Raw genomic sequence first — 22,775 nt, forward strand, 5'->3', positions numbered from 1 at the left:
TATTATGGCGGCTATGGCGAAGTGGTTAACGCACCAGATTGTGGCTCTGGCATGCGTGGGTTCGATTCCCACTAGTCGCCCTTGTTTTTTGGCGTTGGGGTATAGCCAAGCGGTAAGGCAACGGACTTTGACTCCGTGATGCGTTGGTTCGAATCCAGCTACCCCAGCCAATCATGCGGAAGTAGTTCAGTGGTAGAACACCACCTTGCCAAGGTGGGGGTCGCGGGTTCGAGTCCCGTCTTCCGCTCTCGATCAAGGCGGCATAGCCAAGTGGTAAGGCAGAGGTCTGCAAAACCTTTACCCCCGGTTCGAATCCGGGTGCCGCCTCCATCTAATGAATAAAATTTTATTGACAAACAAAAGTTGAGAAGATATAATAGTGAATGTCGCGCCGATGTGGCGGAATTGGCAGACGCGCACGACTCAAAATCGTGTGGGGTAGCCCCCCGTGTGGGTTCGACTCCCACCATCGGCATCGAAAATAGGATGTATCAAGGATTCCTGCGAGATGTGGGAATCCTTTTTTATTTTATCCTCATATGATTCCTCATTACTCACATTTCGCACCCTTCCGACGAAAATCGGGAGGGTTTTTTGTGCCCATCGTCGAATGAATCCTTGACACACAAGGAAAGTAAAGGAGTTTTTCTCTCATGGATGTTGAAGTCAAAGGGGTCTATCGCAATTCTTATTTGAATATCATAAGTACCCTATTTAAGGAACTGGACCTGCCCTAATTGATTGACCATCTCGTTCCCGTCGATTCGCAGTGCCAGACTCGATCCAGTGATGCCGTTCAGGCCATCCTCTACAATGTGTTTGATGGCCGGCAAGCCCTCGTTCACTTGGAACATTGGGCACAGGAGATCGATCTGGAGAAACTCATTCGTTCCGGGCTCCATCCTTCCTGGTTGAATGACGATGCCTTGGCTCGTCATCTCGACCGCTTGTATGAGGCCGGCATTCACAAGGTCATCAGCACTTGCTTGATTTAGATTGATCACAAAGAAGGCCTTCCTCTCCGAGTTTGCCGCGTTTTTCAGCGCCGATTGCGTCCGTTCATTCCTCCAAAACACCTGCTGAAGGGTCCTGGAGGCCGCAAGCTGAACCGACCGACGGGACAGGCGATTTTTCAGCTGTTTCCATATGTGAACGTCGTCCTGTTCCAGCTGCCGGATGGACGCATCCAACGCTCACTGGCTCGCTCCCTCACCCCTGATCAGCGAAGGATTCTGCAGGGATTGGGCATGGATGAGAGCATCTACGTGTAACGTGATACGGAACAATCAGCGATGGTAAAAAAGGATTGCTATCGCTAGTCGTGTTGATCAGAAAATGATTCTAAAAAACGAAATAAAAAATTCTTTCTTTCAGCCCTTAGGGTGCGAAATGCGAGTCAGAAGATAAAATTGTTGCTGTATTTAAAGATACTGAAACAAACGAAGAATTTGTGGTAAACTCAAATAAAGCTCATGCGTCGATGGCATTTCTAGCTCCAATTGGGGTTGTAATAGGTGAAGCGCTTTTATCTCATTTAATTGCTGCATCTGCTGCAGTGGTAATAGCAGGTGTAACATATATTGTTGCAACTAAAGTTGCCAGTAAAATTACACCAATCGCATTTGTTAAAAATAACCGCAAAGATGTTGAGGATGATAATTGGGGTAGTGTTATTTCAATAATTGAATTATCAGATGAAATCGATGATTCAGCTTTACAAGGTATCAGTGAGTTTTCGCATTTAGATATTATTTTTTATTTTGACCGAGTTGCAGATGACAAAATTCAATATGGAGCAAGGCATCCAAGAAATAATAAAGAATATCCAAAGGTCGGAATTTTTGCTCAAAGAGGCAAAAATCGACCGAATAAATTAGGTTTAACAACCGTTGAATTGTTAGAACATAAAGGGCGAACATTGAAAGTAAGAGGATTAGATGCAATAGATGGTACTCCTATTATTGATATTAAACCGGTTATGAAGGAGTTCTTACCCAAAGGCGAAGTAAGGCAGCCTGCTTGGTCGGTATCATTAATGGAACGATACTCTGGGATTAATGTTAAACGTTCCGACCTTATTTGGCACCAACGAGCATGCGGTATACAACCCACTCTTTGCGGCATTTATCGCTTATGTGTTACTGAGATGGTTATATCATCGAACGGAAAAATGAACAACTTCGTCCCTTTCCTTTCTTTCGTTTGTCCGTCGTCTTTTCTCTGGACAACTTCCTCTCGAATGGAAACCCGAGATGGCAGCTGTCTGATTGGAGTACACCCGAATATACGGGAGGAGTATGCCTAATTTTGGATCATCAACAGCCGTGATGTAGGGTCTTACATGGAGTAGCGAGTATGAGAGGCATGGGTTTACGAATACTTTATAATGTCGCTCCTATTTGCCTCAATCATACCCGATTGAAACCCGATCTTTAGCAAGGATGAGGGCAAAAGCACGTCTCCAAACGGGGACGGAAACAGCTGCAATCGGTGCTGTTTCGGGCAGAGATTCCGCTGATCCGGCACAATGAGGCGAGCACTGCACGACTAGAGGGGGGATAATGGTTTCGTGAAGGATGATTGCCGCATGTGTTTTTTAATGCCACATTTGATGTTTTCGCTTGTCTGGCTAATTATAACCAAGGAGGGATTGAGCTGAAAAAATGGGTTGTTTTCATTGCCGCTGTGTGGAGTGTTTGGTTGGCCGGCTGCAGCGGGCCAGCTGGTCGCTATGCGATTGAAGGGTATGTCGTGAGAAAAGAAGGGGGAAGCATTTTGGTTGTCAGTTCTGATCCGCAAGATTTTCGCTCCACAGGCGGGCTGGAAGAGTTTTATAACGCCATCTTGGTTTCCAGTGCACCAGCGCGGGTGAAGATTGGCCAAAAAGTCCAAGTATGGATAGATGGGGGGATTGCGGAATCGTATCCAGGCCAAGGAAAGGCGGACAAAGTATTGGTTGTGCCCAGCACTCCGCATGACGGAGCCCGTTTATCGGAGGAGGAGGCGATTCGCCAAGCGTTAAAACAAGAAGAGAGCCGGCTCGAGCATATGATTCCTGTGATTCAGGCTGTTGATTATGACAAACAAGCGGACACTTGGATGATTCAGATAAAAGATGCCCATGCACGGACGGGATTCGACGTTCGGATCAAGGATGATTAAAAGGATTTTTTCTGGATGAGAAACCAAAAGCTGCCATACTCTTCTCGTCACGGGCGAGAGGAGGCAGCTTGTCGATGACGCGCCCGCACAATTTGCTGGATTCCGGAAACAAGTAATTACGAAGACAACGTCGAGACAAGTGGACGCTCGGGCAGATAGAGTTGGGCGTTGTCGCTTTGGCCGGCTGCGATCCAATCACGCAGACATTTGGCGAGCACCATGCTGTAGAACGCCCCGTTGTCCCCATAGGCATAGGCGAAATAGCAATTTGGGTATTCGTCATACACACCGATGATCGGCAGACCGTCATGCGTGCCGGCGTAGTAGGCGCCGAGGTAAAATTCCGGCTGCACGTTGATGGTGGGGAAGCGCTGGTTGAATTCGGCGATCAACTAATCGCGCTTATGGATGAGCTTGGCGTCGCGTTCATCGGCGTAGGCCGTATCTTCATCCAACCCGCCAATGATCACGCGGTTGTCAGCGGTCGTCCGCATGTAAATGTAGGGACGGGCGGTTTCCCAAATGAGCGTCCGGTTGTACCAGCTCGAGAAATCATCGACCGGATTGGTGATCACCGCGTAGGTGCTCGTCAACACAGCGTTCGGGTCCTTTTTGAAAGCCAACGTTTCATATCCCGCGGCGATGATGACGGATTTTGCGCGGATGACTGCTCCGGTTTTCGTATAAAAAATCGCTTTGTCTTTTTCCAGCTTTTTGCCGTTGATTTCGGTTTGTTCGAACAGGCGGACACCGCGGTTTTTGGCGTATTCGAGCAAACCGATCGTCAGTTTGTATGGATTGACTTCTCCATCGTTTTTCGTCAGCATCGCAGCGGGCCTGCGGAACGGGTAGTGGCGGGCGATTTGCTCTTCTGTACATCATTCCACGGCAAAGCCGTGTTTCTGGAGAGCGGCGTATTCTTTTTCCAACTTGCTTACAAAACAATGGAAGTAATGCCGGATCATTGTTATTTGTTTCTCAACTGTCTTCCAATGGATTCTCCTTCAGCAATTATGGCGAAAGTGAAAGGAGTGACCTCTCGAATCTTAAGGCAAGAGTTTAAGCATCTTGCTCACTTGCCAAGTTTATGGACACGCTCATTTTTTGTGAGTACAGCAGGAAATGTATCAAGCGAAACCATTAAGCGATATGTTGAAGCGCAGAAAAAAAGGGGGTGATTCAGTTGCCAACCATCACCTTGAATATTCGTTTTTTTCCTCACCATCCTCAACTGCTTCGTCAGTTGGGAGAAGAGTATATTCGAGTGGTGAATGAATTGACTGAACAAATGGAACACCAAAAATCCTTTCCTAAACTCACAACGAAGCATGTCAATGCCAATCTCCCTTCCGCTGTGTTAAATCAAGCGATTCGAGATGCAAGAAGTGTATTTAAAAAGATGAAAAAAACAGGGAAACGTCCAATTCTCAAAAAGCGGGTTTATTTTGTCAATAATCAAAACTATTCCATTGGCAAAGATATCATCGCTTTCCCTATTATGCAAAATGGGGCAGTGGAAAAGACGAAATTCCGTGCCATGATCACCGAACGTGATCAAAAGTTTCTTGCGAATGCGAAACTTGGACTCATGCGAATCGTTGAGAAGTCAGGGAAATGGTATGCTCAAGTGTCGATCGACGTCCCTGTAAGTGAAAAGGACAATGAAAAAGTCATGGGTGTCGATCTTGGATTGAAAGTTCCGGCGGTGGCAGTCACTTCCACAGGAAAGACTCGATTTTTTGGCAATGGCCGCATGAACAAATATATACGCCGCAACTATCAAGAACAGAGAAAGAAGTTAGGAAAACTCAAGAAGTTGTCTGCCATTCGCAAATTGAACAATAAAGAACATCGTGTAATGACGGATATCAATCATAAAATCAGCCGCCAGATCGTCAATCTGGCCATTCAAGAAGAGGTATCTGTTATCAAATTAGAGAGGCTGACGAACATTCGTCAGACGGCAAGAACAAGCCGTAAAAACGAAAAACACTTGCATACATGGAGCTTTTATCAACTTTCCAAGTTTATCGAATACAAGGCGAAATTAGCTGGAATCTCGGTTGTGTATGTGAACCCGAAATACACATCGCAACTCTGCCCGCAATGCGGAGCAAAGAACAAAGCGAAAGACCGTCAATACCGTTGTCAAGACTGTGGGTACACGACCCATCGAGATCGCGTGGGTGCATTAAATATTATGAGTGTACCTGTGATGGATGGAGTAGCGTAAGCGAAAGTCCATCAGCCTACGGAGCTATACGCTCTGCCGTAGGACGGGCTGATGACACAGCCCCGAACTTGGGCGTTGTCCGAACCAGAAATGGAGGAGGGCGTTAACGACCCAAGAATCCCACGGTTTTAGCCGTGTGGAGTGTCAAAAGTTACGGGATGTATTTGCTGGCGTCGATTTTGATGCATGCCACTCCGGGAGTGGATACGATGTATATTATGGGGCGCAGTGTGGCGCAAGGGAGAAAAGCGGGCGTGTATTCGGTGTTGGGCATTTCGACGGGGGTGTTCATTCATACGCTGCTCGCTGCGTTTGGCTTGGCGGTGATTTTGCAGCAGTCGGTTGTCTTATTTACGGCTGTGAAAATCGCTGGCGCAGCGTATTTGGTGTATCTTGGCATCAAAATGATGCGGCAGTCGACGCCGCCAGCGTTGGAGTCCGAGGAATTGGCGCCGATGAAGCTGAAAAAGATTTATTGGCAAGGCGTGACGACGAATGTGATGAATCCGAAAGTGGCGTTGTTTTTCCTTTCCTTTTTGCCGCAATTCATTCAAACGGATCAGCCATACGGCCCGCTTCCGTTTTTGCTGCTTGGTTTGTCGTTCGTGGTGACGAGCACGATGTGGGGGCTTGGCGTCGTCTATGTTGCCGCGCTGGCAACGAAACGGGTGCGCCAAAACGCGAAAATGGCGCTTCTTGTCAATCGGTTGACGGGGATCGTGTTCATTGGGCTTGGGGTGAAGCTGTTGCAGACGAAAGCATCATGAGCGGGCTTGTCAAAGCAGCCCGCTCACTTTGTTTGCGGCCGCTACGACCGCTCGCTGAAGGCGATTTGGATGCCGATGGCGGCGAAAAGGACACCTTTTATCCAATGGATCCGCCGGGCGATTCGTTCGTTCGACAGCAGCCAGTGGCGCAGTTTTTCCGCACCGATGCTCACCAAGGTGAAGACAACGAGCGCTTGAACGAGAAAGATGACGCCTAATGCGAGCATTTGCTGTGCGATCCGGCCCGCTGACGGATGGACGAACTGCGGCAATAGCGCCAAAAAGAAGAGCGACACTTTCGGATTGAGCACATTCATGAAAATGCCTTTTTTGTACAGCGACATTAAGGCGAGCCGCTCTTGACGCTCGAGCGCTAGGCCAGCGTCTTTTTCGCGGAACGCTTGCCATGCCAAGTAAAGCAAATAGGCGGCGCCTGCGTATTTGACGACGGCAAAGGCCAAGGCTGATTGGTAAATGACGGCCGAGACGCCAAGCGTGGCGGCGCTGATATGGACAAGCAGGCCGGTGCACAGCCCGAGCGCGGTGGCGATGCCCGCGTGCTTGCCTTGGGACAGGCTTTGGGCGATGACGAATAAAATGTCTGGGCCCGGGGCGAGTGTCAGCACAATCGCGACGCCTAAAAACGATAAAGCGGTATCCATTTCCATCGAACACACCTCTTTGTTTGTCTATCGTGACGGTTGCTTCTAAATTTCGCGATCTTCCCGTTCGATTCCTTTTTCCTCGGCAAAAATGGGTTCATTTCCTGTTTGACGAACACATCGGCGCGCTTGGAAATAAAGGTGTGGGTATGGTTTGCGAGAGGTAGGACATGTGGATTTGCTGCTTGTTTCAGCCATCGACCAAGTGGTGAATGAATTGTTTCCCGTTGAAGCATCGCTTGTCATTTCCGATGCTCGGCGGTGCATTTACTACCAGCCGAGCATGCAAATTGATTTGAAAATCCACCCGAGGGAATGAAATGAAGCCGGATTCGGTGGCATACAAAACGTTGGGGTAGTGATCCGCCGGAAGGTTAAGGAGCAAAAGGACAGCCGGGTGTTCGGCGTTCCGTATTTCGGCGCGTCGGTTCCGATTTTAGAAGACGGCGTGCCGAAAGGGGGCTTGACTGCCGTCTGGCCGAAAAGACCGCCTCTAGCGACATCGTATTTGATCACACGGGCGATGGATCGGTGAATTCCGATTCCGTTTGAAGCCGTTGTGTATTTTGAGAGCATGTAAAATATGGTTGAAATAGTTATAGATAGGTCGCTTTTTCAATTGTATAATATGGTTATAGTTTCCTATGTGATAGAAGTTGGGAGGGGGATGGCAGGTCTCGAGGGAAAACGTGCGTTGCAGCCGTTGCAAGGGATCGATAGGAAATGTGCATGTACAGGGGGAGCAAAGAATGAAACAATTGAAAGTGATGGGGCTGGCGTTGCTGCTGTTTTGGGGGTATAGCTCCGCTGCCTCGGCGGACACAGTGGGACAAATCAAGCCGCCGTCCTCGGTAAAAGAAGTGGTTGCAAAGTTTTCTGAACCGAAAGAAATGGTGGCGAATGAATTAGTCGTCAAATTTAAAGAAGGGGTGACGGAAAAGCAGCGTGAGGCGCTACTGCGTCCGTTCCGAGCCGCCGAGCTCTCATTTATGGACATAGGGAATTTTTCCCTTATTAAAGCACCAAAAGGTATGGATCTGAAGGGGCTGGCTGCGAAACTAGTAAAGCTTCCCGAAATCGAATCGGTGGAGCCCAACTATATCATCGAACGGAACTATACGCCGAGCGATCCAGGATACAGCAAGCAGTGGCATTTAAAGAAAATCAATGCCCCGAAGGCATGGGATACGACAAAAGGGGCAGGGCAGATTACGGTAGCCGTTGTCGATAACGGGGTGCAGACAAATCATCCGGATTTGGCAGGGAAAATTGTCTCGCCTTATAATGTGGTCACCGGAACGAGGTCTGTGCCAGCAGGGGAGCACGGGACGCATGTGGCAGGCATTATTGCCGCTTCGATCAATAAAAAAGGGGTCACCGGCGTGGCGCCAAATGTAAAAATCATGCCGGTCAATGTGTTTGAAGGGGAAGGGGCAACAAGCTACGATGTGGCGTACGGAATCGTATATGCAACAGACCAAGGGGCGAATGTGATTAATTTAAGTTTGGGTGCATATGCGGCAACGAATTACGAAGCGGCGGCTGTGCAGTATGCCGCGTCCAAAGGGGCTGTTCTTGTTGCTGCGGCGGGAAATGACGATACATATTTGCCGTCGTATCCTGCCGCGTTCGAGCCGGTTATTGCAGTGAGTGCAACGGACGGTGATGACTTTATCACCGACTTTTCCAACTACGGCGATTATATTGACCTCGCCGCCCCGGGAGTCAATATTTATTCTACGTTCCCCGGAAGTTCCTATTACGGCTTGCATGGCACGTCGATGGCTGCACCGATTGTATCGGGAACAGCGGCGTTAGTGTTGTCCAAAAATCCGTTGCTGACGCGTGGGGAAGTAGAGAACATTTTAAGAAAATCAACCGTAGACCGAGGTTCTAAAGGATGGGACGTGTTTTATGGATATGGGAGGATCGATGCGTACAAGGCAGTGAGGAATACTCCTTCGCCCCTTTCCTCTCTTTCGGCAGCGGGGACGTTTACGATGAAAGGAAATAACAGGACGAGTTTTTCGCTGTCTGCTTATAAAAAAGGATTAAAGGTTACGGCTTACGTAAAAGATGACAAAGGTTACGTTGTGCGGACGATCGTAAAAAACAAACTTTGGAACAGCACCCAGATTTCGCTTTCGTGGGACGGCAAACGGGATAACGGCGCCTTCGCCGCGGGGGGAACGTATACGGTAGCCGTTCAAGTGTCCAACGGACGCGAAACGGTTACAAAAACGAAACAAATCAAAGTCATTGACAACGTCGTCCCGTCTATTCAGCTGTCATCATCAACGATTTCTTTCTCACCGAAAGCGAAAGGAAAAGTGTCGATTCCGTTTACGCTCAATAAAAAAGCGAAAGTGACAGCACAGCTGTACGATTCGAAAAATAAGCTCGTAAAAACGATCTGGAGCAGCAAGTCGCTTTCCGGCGGCAAGTACACGATTGTATGGGACGGGAAAAACGCAAGTGGAAAACTGCTCTCCGATGGAACGTACCGATTGAAAATGTCGGCTGTCGACGACAAGAAGCGCAAGGCGGCCGCCCGCACCCAACCAGTTGTGATCGATACGAAAGTGTCTTTCGGCGGAGTAACGCTCGGCCAAACGTTGTTTAAAATGGACGGAACGGCGAAAGCGAGCTTCCGGATGAATCTGAAAGAGGCTGCTTTTGTTTCCGCTTATGTCAAAACGGAAAAAGGAGCCGTCACGAAACAGCTTCTTCGCAACCAAAAATACAAGAGCGGCTCGTATACGGTCAGCTGGGATGGGAAAGATAGCAAAAACACGTTAGTCAGCGAAGGAAACTATTATTATACCGTTGAGATCGTTGACCAGTGCGGCAATAAGCTCACGGTCCATACCGCCAAGTTCAAGCTTGAGGACTGGCGAAAACCGTCTATTCAGGCTCCAGCCGATTTGGACTATGTCGAGCAAGGAACGTTCGATATTCCGTATACGTTATCGAAGGCGGGCAAAGTCACGATCGAAATTTACCAAGGCTCATCACTTGTGCGCACAGTTCTGTCCGGATCACAGCAAGGGCCTGGGAGCAAAAAGGCAACATGGGACGGAAAAGACCAAACAGGCCAGTACTTAGCCGATGGGCAATATGAAGTGCGCATGAACGTGATCGATGCCCGCGGGCAGCAAGCTTCAGCCGCAAGCCGCTTGCATGTTGATTTGACAAACATTGCGGGGCCGAAGGTTGTATGGTTTTATGAAGAATCCGGAAGCGAAATCCATTTCCGATTGTCCGCCCCAGCGACCGTGACAGCGGAAATTTTCAATGAAGCGGGGGAAAAAGTGCGGACGATCTGGACGGATCAGCCGCTGAACGGCGGAACCCAAGTGGTGACATGGGATGGATTGAACGACAATGGTGAAAACGTATTTTACGATGACGGCAGCGTCTACACGTTCCGTATCGCCGCCCGGTTTGCGAATGGAGCGACGGAAACGGCAGAAGGGGAAATCAACAACCATGCCGATCCGTCATGGCTCGTATCGCACACGTATTCTTTCGCTTGGGACAGTGCGGGCTACCGGACAGCTCTGAATTTATCCATTCGAGTGAATGAAGCTATGACGGCCACATTGTCCGTATATGATGCGTATGATGACACATATGTAGACGAGAAAACATATTCACTGAAAGCAAATATCGAAAATAAAATCACTTATCTGAAGACAAATAAGTATGAAGACTATTATTATTTGCTTGAATACAAAGATCGTTTCGGCAATGTTTACTATTACGGACTGGACGAAACAGAAGAGGACGATTCTGTGGCATCGTACCGTCTGCAAAAGGCAAACGGGCTGAAGCGATCCGCAAGATAATCGAAAGACCGCCTCTGCCGGGATCGGCATGAGGCGGTCTTTATGCTTGCGGCGGCTTCTTTTTCGCTAAAAACGCCTTGCCGTAGCTGCCGTGGTCATGCAGCATGGCGTGTTCGACTTGAATGGTGGCATGTTCGATGCCGTATTTTTCCTTCAGCATTTCATTCACCGCCAAAATGACGCAAAGCGGCTGGATGTGTTCGCTGACAAACACATGGGCCGACAGTGAATAATGGTCCGTCGAGATGGCCCATAAATGCATGTCGTGCACGTCCTCGACTCCTTCAATGCTCCGAATGTCGGCACGGATTTGTTCGAGGTCAAACCCATCGGGTACGGCTTCCATTAAGATGAGATACGACTCGCGCATAATTTTCGCCCCGCCCGTGAAAATGATGGCGGCGATCACGAGGCTGATGATTGGATCGAAAATCGTCCAGCCGGTGAAATAGATGAGCAGCGCCGAAAGGATGACGCCGATCGAGCTGATCAAGTCGCCGATAAAGTGCCAAAGGGCGCTTCGAACGTTTAAATTCTCTTCTTCTTTTGTGCTCCGGCTTAAGATGATGGTCAACGTCACATTGACGATGAGGCCGATCGTTGCAATGCCGAGCATAAGGCGAAACTGGATCGGCTCCGGGTGAAGAAACCGCTCGATGCCTTCCCATAAAATCCACACTGCAATGGCTGCCAACGTCAGCCCGTTCAAAAACGACGTGATGATTTCAAAGCGCAAAAAGCCGAACGTAAACCGGCGGTTCGGCGGGCGCGTCGCCATGTAGAGGGCGACCATGCTCAGGCCGAGCGCCAAGACATCGGACGCCATATGAGCTGAATCAGACAACAAGGCGAGCGAGTTGGAGACTACGCCGCCAATGATTTCGACAACAGTGAAAAAGACGGTCAACAGGAGTGTCATCCAAAGCGCCTTTTTCGATTGGCTTTGCATTTTCACATGCGGGAGGTGATGAAAATCGGATGAAACAGGAGACATAGTGCACCTCTCTTTATAATAATTATTATTTTGAATATATTATAATATAAAAACCGACGGATGTGCAAAACATTTATCGACAGGAAACGCGATTTTTGAAAGGTTTTGTCAAAAAATATAGAGAACTTTTTTCAAGGAATGAAGCGGTGAAGTGGCGAATAAAGAATAATGTATGGCCATCATCTTGCTTTGGAAAGGATGCGATACGGTTTGATTGCGGCGAATCCGACGGATTTGGAAGTGTATTTGTTTCATGAAGGCAGCTTGTATCAAAGTTACGAGCTGTTTGGCGCCCATGTGATCCATGAGGGAGGGACGGTCGGCACCCGTTTTTGCGTTTGGGCGCCGCACGCGCGCGACGTGCGGCTTGTCGGCAGTTTCAACGATTGGGATGGGGCGAATTTCCGCCTCAGGAAAGTGAATGATGAAGGGGTATGGACGATCGTTGTCCCGGAAAACTTGGAAGGGCACTTATATAAATATGAAATTGTTGCGCCGGACGGACGTATGCTATTCAAAGCTGACCCGTACGCCTTTTACTCCGAATTGCGTCCTCATACCGCCTCGATTGTCTACGATCTGAAAGGATACCAGTGGAACGATCAATCTTGGCAGCGGAAGAAGCGACGGAAACGAATTTATGATCAGCCGATGGTGATTTATGAACTCCATTGCGGTTCGTGGAAGAAAAAAGAGGGGCGTTTTTATACGTACCGCGAGATGGCCGATGAACTCATCCCGTACGTGCTCGAGCATGGGTTTACGCACGTTGAGCTGCTTCCGCTTATTGAGCATCCGCTCGATCGGTCGTGGGGCTATCAAGGGACAGGGTATTATGCGGCGACGAGCCGCTATGGAACGCCGCACGATTTCATGTACTTCGTCGACCGCTGCCATCAGGCGGGGATCGGGGTCATTATGGACTGGGTGCCGGGCCATTTTTGCAAGGACGCCCACGGGTTGTATATGTTTGACGGTGCCCCGACGTATGAATACGCGAATGAAAAAGACCGCGAAAATTACGTTTGGGGGACGGCCAATTTTGATTTAGGCAAACCCGAGGTGCGCAGTTTTCTCATCTCGAACGCGCTGTTTTGGCTCAAGTATTACCATATCGATGGGTTTCGCGTCGATGCGGTCGCCAATATGCTTTACTGGCCGAACAATGACAGGCTGTATGAAAACCCGTATGCGGTCGAGTTTTTGCGCAAGTTAAACGAAGCGGTGTTTGCCTATGACCCGAACGTGCTCATGATTGCCGAAGATTCGACCGATTGGCCGCGGGTGACCGCGCCGACGTATGAAGGCGGGCTCGGCTTTAATTATAAATGGAACATGGGCTGGATGAACGACATGCTGAAGTATATGGAAACGCCGCCGAACGAGCGGAAGCATGCACACAACCAGGTCAGTTTTTCCCTCCTTTATGCGTATTCGGAAAATTTCATTTTGCCGTTTTCCCACGATGAAGTCGTGCACGGCAAAAAATCGCTGCTCAATAAAATGCCGGGGTCGTATGAAGAGAAGTTCGCCCAGCTGCGGCTCTTGTATGGCTACATGATGGCCCACCCCGGGAAAAAGCTGTTGTTTATGGGCAATGAATTTGCCCAGTTTGACGAATGGAAGTTTGAGGGCGAGCTCGACTGGATGCTGTTTGATTTTGAGCTGCACCGGAAGATGAACGAGTACATGAAGCAGCTCATCGCTTGCTATAAACGGTATAAGCCGTTTTACGAGCTTGACCATGACCCACAAGGATTTGAATGGATTGACGTCCATAATGCGGAACAAAGCATTTTCTCGTTCATCCGCCGCGGGAAAAAAGAAGACGATATGCTTGTTATTGTGTGTAATTTCACAAATCAGGCGTATGACGACTACAAGGTTGGAGTGCCGCTGCTCACGCCGTATCGGGAAGTGCTGAACAGCGATGCGGCGGAATTTGGCGGATCGGGGCATGTCAACGGGAAACGGCTTTCCGCCCTGAGCGAGCCGTTTCACGGAAAACCGTACCATGTGCGCATGACGATTCCGCCATTTGGCATTTCGATTTTACGGCCAGTGCAAAAACGAGGGGAGAGAAGGAAGAATGAAGAAGAAGTGCATCGCCATGTTATTGGCCGGCGGGCAAGGAAGTCGGCTTCGCTCGCTGACGACAAACATCGCTAAACCGGCCGTGCCGTTTGGCGGGAAGTACCGGATCATTGATTTTACGTTAAGCAATTGCACGAATTCCGGCATCGATACGGTCGGAGTGCTGACCCAATATCAGCCGCTCCTCCTTCATTCGTACATCGGCATCGGAAGCGCGTGGGACTTAGACCGGCGAAATGGCGGCGTCACCGTTCTTCCGCCGTATTCCGCCTCTTCCGGCGTCAAATGGTACGAAGGCACCGCGAACGCGATTTATCAAAATATCAATTACATTGAGCAGTATGACCCGGATTACGTGCTCGTGCTGTCTGGCGACCATATTTACAAGATGGATTACCAGCACATGCTTGACTATCATATTGCCAAACAGGCCGATGTGACGATTTCGGTCATTGAGGTGCCGTGGGAAGAAGCGAGCCGGTTTGGGATTATGAATACAAACGAAGAAATGGAAATCGTGGAGTTTGCTGAAAAGCCGGCCGAACCGAAAGGCAATTTAGCGTCGATGGGCATTTATATTTTCAATTGGCCGCTATTGAAGCAATATTTGCAAATGGACAACGCCGATCCACATTCGTCGCACGATTTTGGCAAAGATGTCATTCCTCGGCTGCTCCGTGAGAAAAAGCGGCTCGTAGCGTACCCGTTTAAAGGATACTGGAAAGACGTCGGCACGGTGAAAAGTTTATGGGAGGCAAACATGGACTTGCTTGATGAAGGCAATGAGCTTGATTTGTTCGACCGCTCATGGCGCATTTATTCCGTCAATCCGAATCAGCCGCCGCAATACATTTCCCAGGAGGCGGAAGTATTGGATTCACTCGTCAATGAAGGATGTGTCGTCGAAGGAACGGTCGAGCGGTCGGTGCTGTTTCAAGGCGTCCGTATCGGCAAAGGGGCGGTCGTGAAAGAATCGGTCATTATGCCAGGTGCGGCGGTCAGCGAAGGAGCGTATGTCGAGCGGGTGATCGTGACGCCCGATTGTGTCATCCCGCCGCATTCGTCCGTTTGCCCGGACGATGCCGATGATGTCGTGCTGGTGACCAATGAATGGCTCAAGCAGTGGAATGAGGAAACAGCGAGGAAGGATGAAGCGTGATGAACAACAGGATGTTAGGCGTTATTGACGCGACGACGTATATGGAGGCGTTAGCGCCGCTCATCGAGCAGCGTTCGATCGCTGCGGTGCCGTTTGCCGGCCGGTACCGGCTTATTGATTTCGTGCTCTCAAGCATGGTCAATTCGGGCATTGAAAGTGTTGCCATTTTTCCGAAATATCAGTACCGTTCGCTCATGGACCATTTAGGATCAGGGAAGAACTGGGATTTAAACCGAAAACGGGACGGACTGTTTTTCTTCCCGTCGCCGGATTTGCTGTTTTCCGGCGAGCGCCGGGTCGGGGCATTTGCCCATTTTGAGCAACATATTGACTATTTTTTGCGGAGCCGGCAAAAATATGCAGTTATTGCGAACGGCTATACGGTGTGCAACATCGATTTTGACGCTGTCTTAAAACGTCATATCGAAAATGGCTGCGATGTGACCGAAATCCGCCAACGCGGTCGGTCGCTTGAGATGTATTTGCTTGAAACGTCGCTGTTGCTTGACTTAATCGCCGACTACAAAAACCGCGGCTACCATAGCATTGCCGATGTCGTCCGCGATTACCGCCATTCGTTGTCGATTTGTGATTATGAATATAGCGGATATGCGGCGGTCATTGATTCGGTGAAGCAGTATTTCCGCGCAAGCATGGAACTGCTTGACCGGGACGTCTGGGAGCAACTCTTTCTTCCGTCGCACCCGATTTACACGAAAGTCAAAGACGAGCCGCCGACGAAGTACGGGCGGGAGGGGCACGTGAAGCGCTCGATGATCGCCAACGGCTGCGTCATCGAGGGAACGGTGGAAAACAGCGTTGTGTTCCGCTCCGTCAAAATTGGCAAGGGAGCGGTCGTGCGCAATAGCATTATTATGCAAAAATGTCAGATCGGTGACGGTTGTGTCCTTGATGGCGTGATTATGGATAAAGATGCTAAGGTTGAACCGGGCGTCGTTTTACAAGGAACGGCAGAACGGCCGTTTATCGTCCGCAAAGGAATGGTGCAAGGGGAGGTCATCAGCCGATGAAGGTGCTATTTGCCGTTTCCGAATGCGCCCCGTTTGCCAAATCGGGGGGGTTGGCCGATGTCGCCGGCGCGCTGCCGAAAGAGCTGCGCCGGCTCGGCGTTGATGCCCGCGTGATGCTGCCGAAATATGAAACGATCGCCCCCGAATGGAAACAGAAAATGAAAAAGGTGGCGGAACTCATCGTCCCGGTTGGGTGGCGCCGACAATATTGCGGTGTCGAAGAGCTCAGGCATGACGGAATCATCTATTACTTTATCGACAACGAATATTATTTTCAGCGGCCGCAGCTGTACGGCCATTATGATGATGGCGAGCGGTTCGCCTATTTTTGCCGGGCGGTGCTTGAGGTGCTGCCGGAAATCAAGTTTCAGCCGGATGTGATTCACTGCCATGACTGGCATACAGGCATGGTGCCGTTTTTGCTTCGGGAACAATATCGTCATGAGCCGTTTTATGCCGACATGCGCACCGTCTTTACGATTCATAACTTGCAGTTTCAAGGGCTGTTTCCGCGCGGCATTTTAGAAGACTTGTTGAATTTAGACGGCCGCTATTTCACCATTGACCATCTTGAGTTTTACGGCAGCGTCAGCTTTATGAAAGGGGCGCTCGTTGCTTCCGATTTGATTACAACGGTCAGCCCGACGTATAAAGAGGAGATTCAAACCGCCTATTACGGCGAGCGGCTAGACGGCTTGCTGCGGGCGCGGCGGGACGATTTGCGCGGCATTTTAAACGGCATTGACGACGAATTTTACAATCCGGAAACGGATCCGTTTTTGGCGGCGACCTACAGCGTACATACGTGGGAAAGAAAACTATTGAACAAGCGCGCCTTGCAGCGGCAGTTCGGTTTGCCGGAGCGGGATGATGTGCCGCTTGTCGCGATGGTGACGAGAATGACGGCGCAAAAAGGGCTCGATTTGGTGACGTGTGTCTTTCATGAGATGATGGGCGAAGACATGCAGCTTGTCGTGCTCGGCACGGGCGACTGGCGGTTTGAACAATTTTTCTCGCAAATGGCCGCGGCGTATCCTGACAAAGTCGGCGTGTACATCGGCTTCCATGAACCGCTCGCCCACCAAATTTATGCCGGGGCGGACTTGTTTTTAATGCCGTCGTTGTTTGAGCCGTGCGGGCTGAGCCAAATGATCGCCTTACGGTACGGGACGATTCCGATCGTCCGGGAAACCGGGGGATTAAACGATACGGTGCAATCATACAATGAGATTACAGAAGAAGGAAATGGATTCAGCTTCACTCATTTTAACGCTCATGACATGCTGTATACGATCCGTCGGGCGCTGTCGTTTTACCGTCAGCCGTCGGTCTGGGAGCGGCTCATGGAACGGGCGATGCGCGGCGACTACAGCTGGCGCCGGTCGGCAAGACAATACAAACAAGCCTATGAACAGCTGACCAAAAAGGAGGAACGCACGCTTGTTCGCGGATAAAGAAACGTTTAAACGGGTGTTTGTGACGCGGCTCGAAACGTTGTGCGGCAAACAGTTCGAGGAGTCAACGACGCGCGATCATTATTATGTCCTCGGCCATATGGTGCGCGAACATATTAGCCGCCATTGGATCGCCACGAATGAGCGCAATCGGGCGCAAAGACGGAAGCAAGTGTATTATTTGTCGATCGAGTTTTTATTGGGGCGGCTGCTCGGCAGCAACTTATTGAATCTCGGAGTCCTCCCGGTCGTTGAAGAGGGGCTTCGCGAGCTGGGCATTCGCCTCGAAGACGTCGAGGAGAGCGAGGCGGACGCAGGGCTTGGCAACGGCGGGCTCGGGCGGCTCGCCGCCTGTTTTCTCGATTCGCTCGCGACGTTGAATTTGCCGGGCCACGGCCATGGCATCCGCTATAAACACGGGCTGTTTGACCAAAAGATCGTCGATGGCTATCAAGTCGAGCTACCCGAGCAATGGCTGCGCCACGGAAACGTTTGGGAAATCCGCAAGGAAGAGCTGGCTGTCGAAGTGAATTTTTGGGGGCGCGTCGAGGTGTCCGAGCAAAACGGCCGCCTCGTCTTCCGCCATGTCGACAGCGAAAAAGTGATGGCGGTGCCATACGACATGCCGGTGATCGGCTATGGGACGAATACGGTCAATACGCTGCGGCTTTGGAGCGCTGAACCGGCGAAGACGTTCCCGCTTCATAAAGACGTCATGCAATACAAGCGGGAGACAGAAGCCATTTCGGAATTTTTATACCCGGATGATGCGCATGACGAAGGGAAAATTTTACGGCTGAAGCAGCAATACTTTCTCGTCGCCGCCAGCCTCGGCAGCATCGTCCGCGCCCATCGCCGCCAGCACGGGAATTTGCACCGGCTTCATGAATATGTCGCCATTCATGTCAACGACACCCACCCGGTGCTGGCAATTCCGGAATTGATGCGCATTTTGCTCGATGAGGAAGGGATGAGTTGGGAAGAGGCGTGGCATATTACGACCCATACGATCGCCTATACGAATCATACAACGTTGTCCGAAGCGCTCGAGAAATGGCCGATTCATTTGTTTCAGCCGCTCTTGCCACGCATTTACATGATCGTTGAAGAAATTAACGAGCGATTTTGCCGCGAGCTGTGGGAACGCTACCCTGGCGATTGGGGGCGGATTGAACAAATGGCCATTATCGCCCATGGCATGGTGAAAATGGCGCATTTGGCCATCGCCGGCAGCCATAGCGTCAACGGAGTGGCGAAGCTGCACACCGAAATTTTGAAACAGCGGGAAATGCGTCTGTTTTACGAATGGGCGCCGCAGAAGTTTAACAATAAAACGAACGGGGTGACCCATCGGCGCTGGCTGTTAAAGGCGAACCCAGAGCTGTCGGCGTTGATTACCGACACGATCGGTCCGCGCTGGATTCACGAGCCGGAAAGGCTCATCGATCTTGCGCCGCACGCCTCTGATCCGGCGTTTCGGCAGGCGCTCTCAGCCGTTAAGCAGCAGCGCAAACGAAAGCTTGCCGCCCGCATTTATGAAAAGACCGGGATTCGCGTGGATGAGTCGTCGATCTTTGATGTGCAAGTGAAGCGGCTGCACGCCTACAAACGGCAGCTGCTCAACGTCTTGCATATCATGTACTTATACAATCGGCTGAGGGAAGACTCGCACTTCTCGATTTACCCGCGCACGTTCATCTTCGGAGCGAAGGCGTCACCCGGTTATTATTATGCGAAACGGATCATTAAACTCATTCATTCGGTGGCTGACAAGGTCAACAGCGACAAACGGACAAATGGGCAGCTAAAGGTCATTTTTTTAGAAAATTACCGCGTGTCGCTCGCCGAGGAAATTTTCCCGGCCGCCGATGTGAGCGAGCAAATTTCGACCGCAAGCAAAGAAGCGTCCGGGACGGGCAACATGAAGTTTATGATGAACGGGGCGATCACGCTCGGCACGCTCGACGGGGCGAATGTCGAAATCGCCGAAGCGGTCGGAAAAGAAAACATGTTTTTGTTCGGGCTGACCGCGGAAGAAGTGCTCAACTACTATGAGCACGGCGGCTACCGGGCGCATGAATATTACCACCACGACAAGCGGATCAAGCAAGTCGTCGATCAGCTGGTGAACGGCTTTTTTCCTGATGTTGACGACTATTTCGAGCCGATTTATGACTCATTGCTGACGCAAAACGATGAATATTTCGTTTTGCGCGACTTTGCTGCTTATGCCGAAGCGCATGAGCAGGTGGAAGCGGCTTACCGCGACCCGGCGCGCTGGTGGTATATGAGCGCTGTCAACATCGCCCACTCCGGCTATTTCGCGAGCGACCGGACGATCGCCGAGTACGCCGCTGACATTTGGGGCATTTCACCGTTGATGTGAAGCAACAGCGAAGCGTGATTAGGAACGATTCGGCGCCAATCAAGAGGTCTGATGTATAACCGCAGCCGCCCTTCGCCCGAAGGCAAAGGCATGAAAGGAAAAGGGACGTTCTGCTCGGTTCAGAACGCCCCTTTTCGTTTTAGTCGTCTCCGTCAAGCCAATCGCCGATGCCGCCTAAGAGGCTGCCTTCGCCGACTGACCGCCCCCCGGCGCTCGGAGCGGCAGCGAGCACGCGGTCAGCGAGCCGGCTGAACGGAAGCGATTGCACCCAGACCGTTCCCGGGCCGGTCACTGTCGCAAAAAACAGTCCTTCACCGCCAAAAAAGGCTGTCTTAATGTTGCCGACATATTCGATGTCGTAATCGACTTCCTTTGTCATCGCGACAAGGCAGCCGGTATCGATGCGCAGCTTTTCCCCCGGCTGCAGCTCGCGGCGGTGAATCGTCCCGCCAGCGTGCAAAAAGGCGAGCCCATCTCCTTCTAGTTTTTGCATAATAAATCCTTCACCGCCGAAAAAGCCAGTGCCGAGCTTGCGCTGAAATTCAATGCCGACAGAGACGCCTTTGGCGGCGCATAAAAACGAATCTTTTTGACAGATCAGTTTCCCGCCGAGCTGGCTCAAATCAACCGGAATAATTTTCCCCGGGTACGGGGCGGCAAAGGCGACGCGGCGCCTGCCGCTTCCTTGATTGGTGAACACGGTCATGAACAAACTTTCCCCGGTGAGCAGCCGTTTGCCGGCGCCGACAAGGCGGCCGAGCAGCCCCCTTCCGCCCGAGGAGCCGTCGCCGAATATCGTCTCCATGGTGATGCCGTCTTCCATCATCATCATGCCGCCCGCTTCCGCAATGACGCTTTCGCGCGGGTCGAGCTCGATTTCGACAAACTGCATGTCATCGCCGTACAGCTGGTAATCAATTTCGTGTGCGTTCATCTTCTCGCCTCCATCATCGTCATCAACGTTCCCGTATGTACTACGGAAAACATGTCTTTACTGTTTCAAAAAAGACCATCGCGCGGATGGTCCTTTTTGACGAAGCTCTCTGGTCTCGGATGGTTCTAAGGATTCGTTTCCCCAAAGTTTTGCTGGGACGGTCTTTCGTCATAGCGGCGGTAACTGTCCTCGGACGTATACGGGTCTTTTTCGTACGCCGGCAAATCGCCGATATTGGACATGATGCCTTCATCGTCCAATTGATTTTCGAGCAGCTCATGCTCTCTCGTCGGATACACGTTGACGTTTTTTCCGTACAAATCGACAGCCGCGAAATTTTCCAAGTCTTCCACATAGCCGACGTTCTCTTCCGACTCAGCGTACACTTCGCCGTAGTAGTCGACGTTTTTGCCAAGGTCGGACGGGGTGTCGGACGTGCCGTAACGGGCGACCTCCTGCCACGCATCCTCAGCATCGTAAGCGACCGACTCATCGCGGTCGTCAAAGTCAAATTTGCCAAACGGCGGCATAAGCACCCCTTCCTCAAGCGGACGTTGTTGAGAGACGGTTTGGTCGGGGCTGTGCTGCCGGCAATAAAGCGTGGTCGGCAGCGCCTCAAGCCGTTCGTACGGGATCGGCTGCCCGCAGATGCGGCACGTTCCGTACGTGCCGTCGGCAATGGCCGCAAGCGCCCGTTCAATTTCACGAAATTCGCGTTCGGTATGTTCGTCTAAGGCGAGATCTTTTTCCCGCTCGTACAGTTCGGTCGCCTCGTCAGCCGGGTGGTTGTCATAGCTCGCCAGCTCGCCGACCGCATCGTGGGCATGGCTGCGCACGAGGCCGAAATGGTCGTTTTGCTTCAGCCGGTCTTCAATGTCCCGCTTCATCTCAAGCAGTGTTGAGCGGAAGGCGGCCAGTTGTTCGCTCGTCAACATCGGTTGCAACCCCTTCCTTCACAATAGCGTCTATATGGTGTAGTATGGGCGAAAATCAAAAAAAAACACGGCCCTTCCGACCGTGTTATAGCCAGCGGCTGACGAGCAAGCCGATGGCGAGCAAAAAGCCAAACTGCGTATTCGTTTGAGCGGTGGCTTTCATCGCCGGCATCATCTCCGCCGGTTTCGTTTTGCCGATAAACCCGCGCGTCGCTGCCACTGCTTTGGGCACGCTCAGCAAGGCAAGCAGCGTCCAAAACGGCACGACGCCGAACAGCACAAGCGCCACAATCCAAAGAAACGCGGCGGCAAACATCAGAGCGAGCACGAGGATCGCCCGATCGCGCCCGACTAAAATGGCGAGCGTTTTTCTCCCTTTCTCGCGGTCGCCGTCTAGGTCGCGGATGTTATTGGCAAGCAAAATCGCGCCGACTAAAATGGCGACCGGAATGGCCACGAGCACCGCTTTCGCGCTAACATCGCCCGTTTGGATGAAAAAGGAAATCAAAATGATGACAAATCCCATAAAAAACCCAGCCGCCAGCTCGCCAAACGGCGTGTAAGCGATCGGAAACGGCCCGCCGGTGTAAAAGTAGCCGGCTGCCATACAAACCGTACCGATGACGGCAAGCCACCAGCTGCTTTGCGAGCAAATGTAAACGCCGATGAGCATCGCCGCTCCAAGGCAGGCGAACGCCAGCGTCAATACGGTTCGCGGCTCGAGGCCATCGCGGACGATGGCGCCGCCGATGCCGACCGATTCCGGCGAATCGAGACCGCGCTTATAATCATAATACTCGTTAAACATGTTGGTTGCGGTCTGGATGAGTAACGAAGCGATCAGCATGGCAGCAAAGAGCGAAAGGCGAATCGCCGTCTCGCCAAGCGCCAGCACCGTGCCGACGCATACCGGTACAAACGCCGCCGTCAGCGTATGCGGCCGCGTCAGTCGCCAAAAGACACGCCAGTCGCGGCGGGCTGGCGGTCGATGATCGATATGTGTGGATGGCTGCATATGGATTTCCCCTTAATGTTTCGTGAAAATATAGTCAAAATAAGTGTAGGAAAACGTTTAAGGCGTGTCAACCCTTTCCGATAGATAAATGATTTCCTATT

The 22,775-nt window shown here is 51.1% G+C and carries 19 protein-coding genes, 5 tRNA genes and 4 pseudogenes; 21 read left to right on the forward strand and 7 right to left on the reverse strand.

Translation table 11 applies throughout. The features are described from left to right. Window positions 1-7 precede the first annotated feature (7 nt). From IC803_RS02425 to IC803_RS02460, 10 genes and pseudogenes are all read left to right on the forward strand, one after another. Window positions 8-80, forward strand: a tRNA-His gene (locus IC803_RS02425). Between the two features lie 15 nt (window positions 81-95). Next, window positions 96-170, forward strand: a tRNA-Gln gene (locus tag IC803_RS02430). 5 nt (window positions 171-175) lie between these two features. Next, a tRNA-Gly gene (locus tag IC803_RS02435) sits at window positions 176-247 on the forward strand. Window positions 248-256: 9 nt separating this feature from the next. Continuing rightward, window positions 257-330: transfer RNA gene (locus IC803_RS02440), tRNA-Cys, on the forward strand. 60 nt (window positions 331-390) lie between these two features. Next, a tRNA-Leu gene (locus IC803_RS02445) sits at window positions 391-475 on the forward strand. 262 nt (window positions 476-737) lie between these two features. After that, window positions 738-992 (forward strand): annotated as a pseudogene (locus tag IC803_RS18455) (DUF4277 domain-containing protein); the annotation flags it as partial. A gap of 404 nt (window positions 993-1,396) precedes the next feature. Beyond that, window positions 1,397-1,609, forward strand: a pseudogene (locus IC803_RS18315) (SAR2788 family putative toxin); the annotation flags it as partial. After that, window positions 1,607-2,047: pseudogene (tsaA, locus tag IC803_RS18320) on the forward strand (tRNA (N6-threonylcarbamoyladenosine(37)-N6)-methyltransferase TrmO); the annotation flags it as partial. The pseudogenes IC803_RS18315 and tsaA, both read left to right, overlap by 3 nt. Window positions 2,048-2,060: 13 nt before the next feature. Next, window positions 2,061-2,267: pseudogene (locus IC803_RS18055) on the forward strand (IS4 family transposase); the annotation flags it as partial. Window positions 2,268-2,589: 322 nt separating this feature from the next. Beyond that, window positions 2,590-3,162, forward strand: coding sequence for a YobA family protein (locus tag IC803_RS02460; RefSeq protein WP_223812015.1), 573 nt, complete (start codon window positions 2,590-2,592; stop codon window positions 3,160-3,162). A 116-nt stretch (window positions 3,163-3,278) separates the two neighbouring features. Here IC803_RS02460 and IC803_RS18460 read toward each other — a convergent pair whose 3' ends face one another. Continuing rightward, window positions 3,279-3,554 carry an FAD-binding oxidoreductase/lyase gene (locus IC803_RS18460; protein ID WP_370543801.1) on the reverse strand — a complete coding sequence of 92 codons (276 nt, stop codon included), beginning with the start codon at window positions 3,552-3,554 and terminating at the stop codon, window positions 3,279-3,281. Continuing rightward, window positions 3,555-3,989, reverse strand: coding sequence for an NAD(P)/FAD-dependent oxidoreductase (locus tag IC803_RS18465; protein WP_370543802.1), 435 nt, complete (start codon window positions 3,987-3,989; stop codon window positions 3,555-3,557). Between the two features lie 24 nt (window positions 3,990-4,013). Here IC803_RS18465 and tnpA point away from each other — a divergent pair, with 24 nt between their 5' ends. From tnpA to IC803_RS02480, 3 genes are all read left to right on the forward strand, one after another. After that, on the forward strand, window positions 4,014-4,340 hold the full coding sequence (tnpA, locus tag IC803_RS02470; RefSeq protein WP_255508577.1) for an IS200/IS605 family transposase: 327 nt from the start codon (window positions 4,014-4,016) through the stop codon (window positions 4,338-4,340). Window positions 4,341-4,345: 5 nt separating this feature from the next. After that, window positions 4,346-5,395 (forward strand): RNA-guided endonuclease InsQ/TnpB family protein, encoded by a 1,050-nt coding sequence (locus IC803_RS02475; protein WP_190304254.1) that lies wholly within the window; start codon window positions 4,346-4,348, stop codon window positions 5,393-5,395. 134 nt (window positions 5,396-5,529) lie between these two features. After that, the gene (locus tag IC803_RS02480; protein WP_081208002.1) at window positions 5,530-6,162 is read left to right on the forward strand and encodes a LysE family translocator; all 633 of its coding nucleotides are present in this window, start codon (window positions 5,530-5,532) and stop codon (window positions 6,160-6,162) included. Between the two features lie 41 nt (window positions 6,163-6,203). Here the strand turns inward: IC803_RS02480 and IC803_RS02485 are convergent, their stop codons facing one another. Further along, entirely contained in the window at window positions 6,204-6,830 is a 627-nt protein-coding gene (locus tag IC803_RS02485; protein WP_081208004.1) for a LysE family translocator, read from the reverse strand. A gap of 166 nt (window positions 6,831-6,996) precedes the next feature. Between IC803_RS02485 and IC803_RS18060 the strand changes: the two genes are divergently transcribed. From IC803_RS18060 to IC803_RS02495, 3 genes are all read left to right on the forward strand, one after another. After that, on the forward strand, window positions 6,997-7,143 hold the full coding sequence (locus IC803_RS18060) for a hypothetical protein (protein ID WP_223812016.1): 147 nt from the start codon (window positions 6,997-6,999) through the stop codon (window positions 7,141-7,143). Between the two features lie 39 nt (window positions 7,144-7,182). Next, on the forward strand, window positions 7,183-7,359 hold the full coding sequence (locus IC803_RS18065) for a hypothetical protein (RefSeq protein WP_223812017.1): 177 nt from the start codon (window positions 7,183-7,185) through the stop codon (window positions 7,357-7,359). Between the two features lie 214 nt (window positions 7,360-7,573). After that, complete coding sequence (locus IC803_RS02495; RefSeq protein ID WP_081208006.1) at window positions 7,574-10,672, forward strand: S8 family serine peptidase; 3,099 nt, start codon at window positions 7,574-7,576, stop codon at window positions 10,670-10,672. 40 nt (window positions 10,673-10,712) lie between these two features. Here the strand turns inward: IC803_RS02495 and IC803_RS02500 are convergent, their stop codons facing one another. Then, window positions 10,713-11,666, reverse strand: coding sequence for a cation diffusion facilitator family transporter (locus IC803_RS02500; protein ID WP_081208008.1), 954 nt, complete (start codon window positions 11,664-11,666; stop codon window positions 10,713-10,715). A 168-nt stretch (window positions 11,667-11,834) separates the two neighbouring features. Here IC803_RS02500 and glgB point away from each other — a divergent pair, with 168 nt between their 5' ends. The 5 genes from glgB to IC803_RS02525 are packed head-to-tail and all read left to right on the forward strand — an operon-like array spanning window position 11,835 to window position 19,790. Then, window positions 11,835-13,835 (forward strand): 1,4-alpha-glucan branching enzyme, encoded by a 2,001-nt coding sequence (gene glgB, locus IC803_RS02505; RefSeq protein ID WP_081208010.1) that lies wholly within the window; start codon window positions 11,835-11,837, stop codon window positions 13,833-13,835. Further along, complete coding sequence (locus tag IC803_RS02510; protein ID WP_081208012.1) at window positions 13,756-14,919, forward strand: glucose-1-phosphate adenylyltransferase; 1,164 nt, start codon at window positions 13,756-13,758, stop codon at window positions 14,917-14,919. The genes glgB and IC803_RS02510 overlap by 80 nt, the downstream gene beginning before the upstream one ends. Then, window positions 14,919-15,950: a GlgC family sugar phosphate nucleotidyltransferase gene (locus IC803_RS02515; RefSeq protein ID WP_081208014.1), complete on the forward strand. Its 1,032-nt coding sequence runs from the start codon at window positions 14,919-14,921 to the stop codon at window positions 15,948-15,950. Before IC803_RS02510 ends, IC803_RS02515 begins: the two co-directional genes overlap by 1 nt. After that, on the forward strand, window positions 15,947-17,404 hold the full coding sequence (glgA, locus tag IC803_RS02520) for a glycogen synthase GlgA (RefSeq protein WP_081208016.1): 1,458 nt from the start codon (window positions 15,947-15,949) through the stop codon (window positions 17,402-17,404). Before IC803_RS02515 ends, glgA begins: the two co-directional genes overlap by 4 nt. Further along, window positions 17,391-19,790 carry a glycogen/starch/alpha-glucan phosphorylase gene (locus tag IC803_RS02525; RefSeq protein WP_081208018.1) on the forward strand — a complete coding sequence of 800 codons (2,400 nt, stop codon included), beginning with the start codon at window positions 17,391-17,393 and terminating at the stop codon, window positions 19,788-19,790. The genes glgA and IC803_RS02525 overlap by 14 nt, the downstream gene beginning before the upstream one ends. A gap of 139 nt (window positions 19,791-19,929) precedes the next feature. On the opposite strand, the gene IC803_RS02530 is transcribed toward IC803_RS02525, so the two are convergent. From IC803_RS02530 to IC803_RS02540, 3 genes are all read right to left on the reverse strand, one after another. Next, window positions 19,930-20,724: a TIGR00266 family protein gene (locus tag IC803_RS02530; protein WP_081208020.1), complete on the reverse strand. Its 795-nt coding sequence runs from the start codon at window positions 20,722-20,724 to the stop codon at window positions 19,930-19,932. A gap of 125 nt (window positions 20,725-20,849) precedes the next feature. Next, window positions 20,850-21,659: a yteA family sporulation protein gene (locus IC803_RS02535; RefSeq protein ID WP_081208022.1), complete on the reverse strand. Its 810-nt coding sequence runs from the start codon at window positions 21,657-21,659 to the stop codon at window positions 20,850-20,852. 85 nt (window positions 21,660-21,744) lie between these two features. Continuing rightward, entirely contained in the window at window positions 21,745-22,674 is a 930-nt protein-coding gene (locus IC803_RS02540; protein WP_081208024.1) for a 1,4-dihydroxy-2-naphthoate polyprenyltransferase, read from the reverse strand. Between the last annotated feature and the right edge of the window lie 101 nt (window positions 22,675-22,775).

Origin of the sequence: Geobacillus sp. 46C-IIa (assembly GCF_014679505.1) — a bacterium.
Taxonomy (GTDB): Bacteria; Bacillota; Bacilli; order Bacillales; family Anoxybacillaceae; genus Geobacillus.

Coding starts and splice junctions, on each gene's coding strand:
- IC803_RS02530 (WP_081208020.1), bottom strand. CDS start 20,724: ATGAACGCACACGAAATTGATTACCAGCTGTACGGCGATGACATGCAG.
- IC803_RS02540 (WP_081208024.1), bottom strand. CDS start 22,674: ATGCAGCCATCCACACATATCGATCATCGACCGCCAGCCCGCCGCGAC.
- IC803_RS02535 (WP_081208022.1), bottom strand. CDS start 21,659: ATGTTGACGAGCGAACAACTGGCCGCCTTCCGCTCAACACTGCTTGAG.
- IC803_RS18465 (WP_370543802.1), bottom strand. CDS start 3,989: ATGCTGACGAAAAACGATGGAGAAGTCAATCCATACAAACTGACGATC.
- glgA (WP_081208016.1), top strand. CDS start 15,947: ATGAAGGTGCTATTTGCCGTTTCCGAATGCGCCCCGTTTGCCAAATCG.
- IC803_RS02500 (WP_081208008.1), bottom strand. CDS start 11,666: ATGTCTCCTGTTTCATCCGATTTTCATCACCTCCCGCATGTGAAAATG.
- IC803_RS02510 (WP_081208012.1), top strand. CDS start 13,756: ATGAAGAAGAAGTGCATCGCCATGTTATTGGCCGGCGGGCAAGGAAGT.
- IC803_RS02485 (WP_081208004.1), bottom strand. CDS start 6,830: ATGGAAATGGATACCGCTTTATCGTTTTTAGGCGTCGCGATTGTGCTG.
- IC803_RS02515 (WP_081208014.1), top strand. CDS start 14,919: ATGAACAACAGGATGTTAGGCGTTATTGACGCGACGACGTATATGGAG.
- IC803_RS02495 (WP_081208006.1), top strand. CDS start 7,574: ATGAAACAATTGAAAGTGATGGGGCTGGCGTTGCTGCTGTTTTGGGGG.
- glgB (WP_081208010.1), top strand. CDS start 11,835: ATGTATGGCCATCATCTTGCTTTGGAAAGGATGCGATACGGTTTGATT.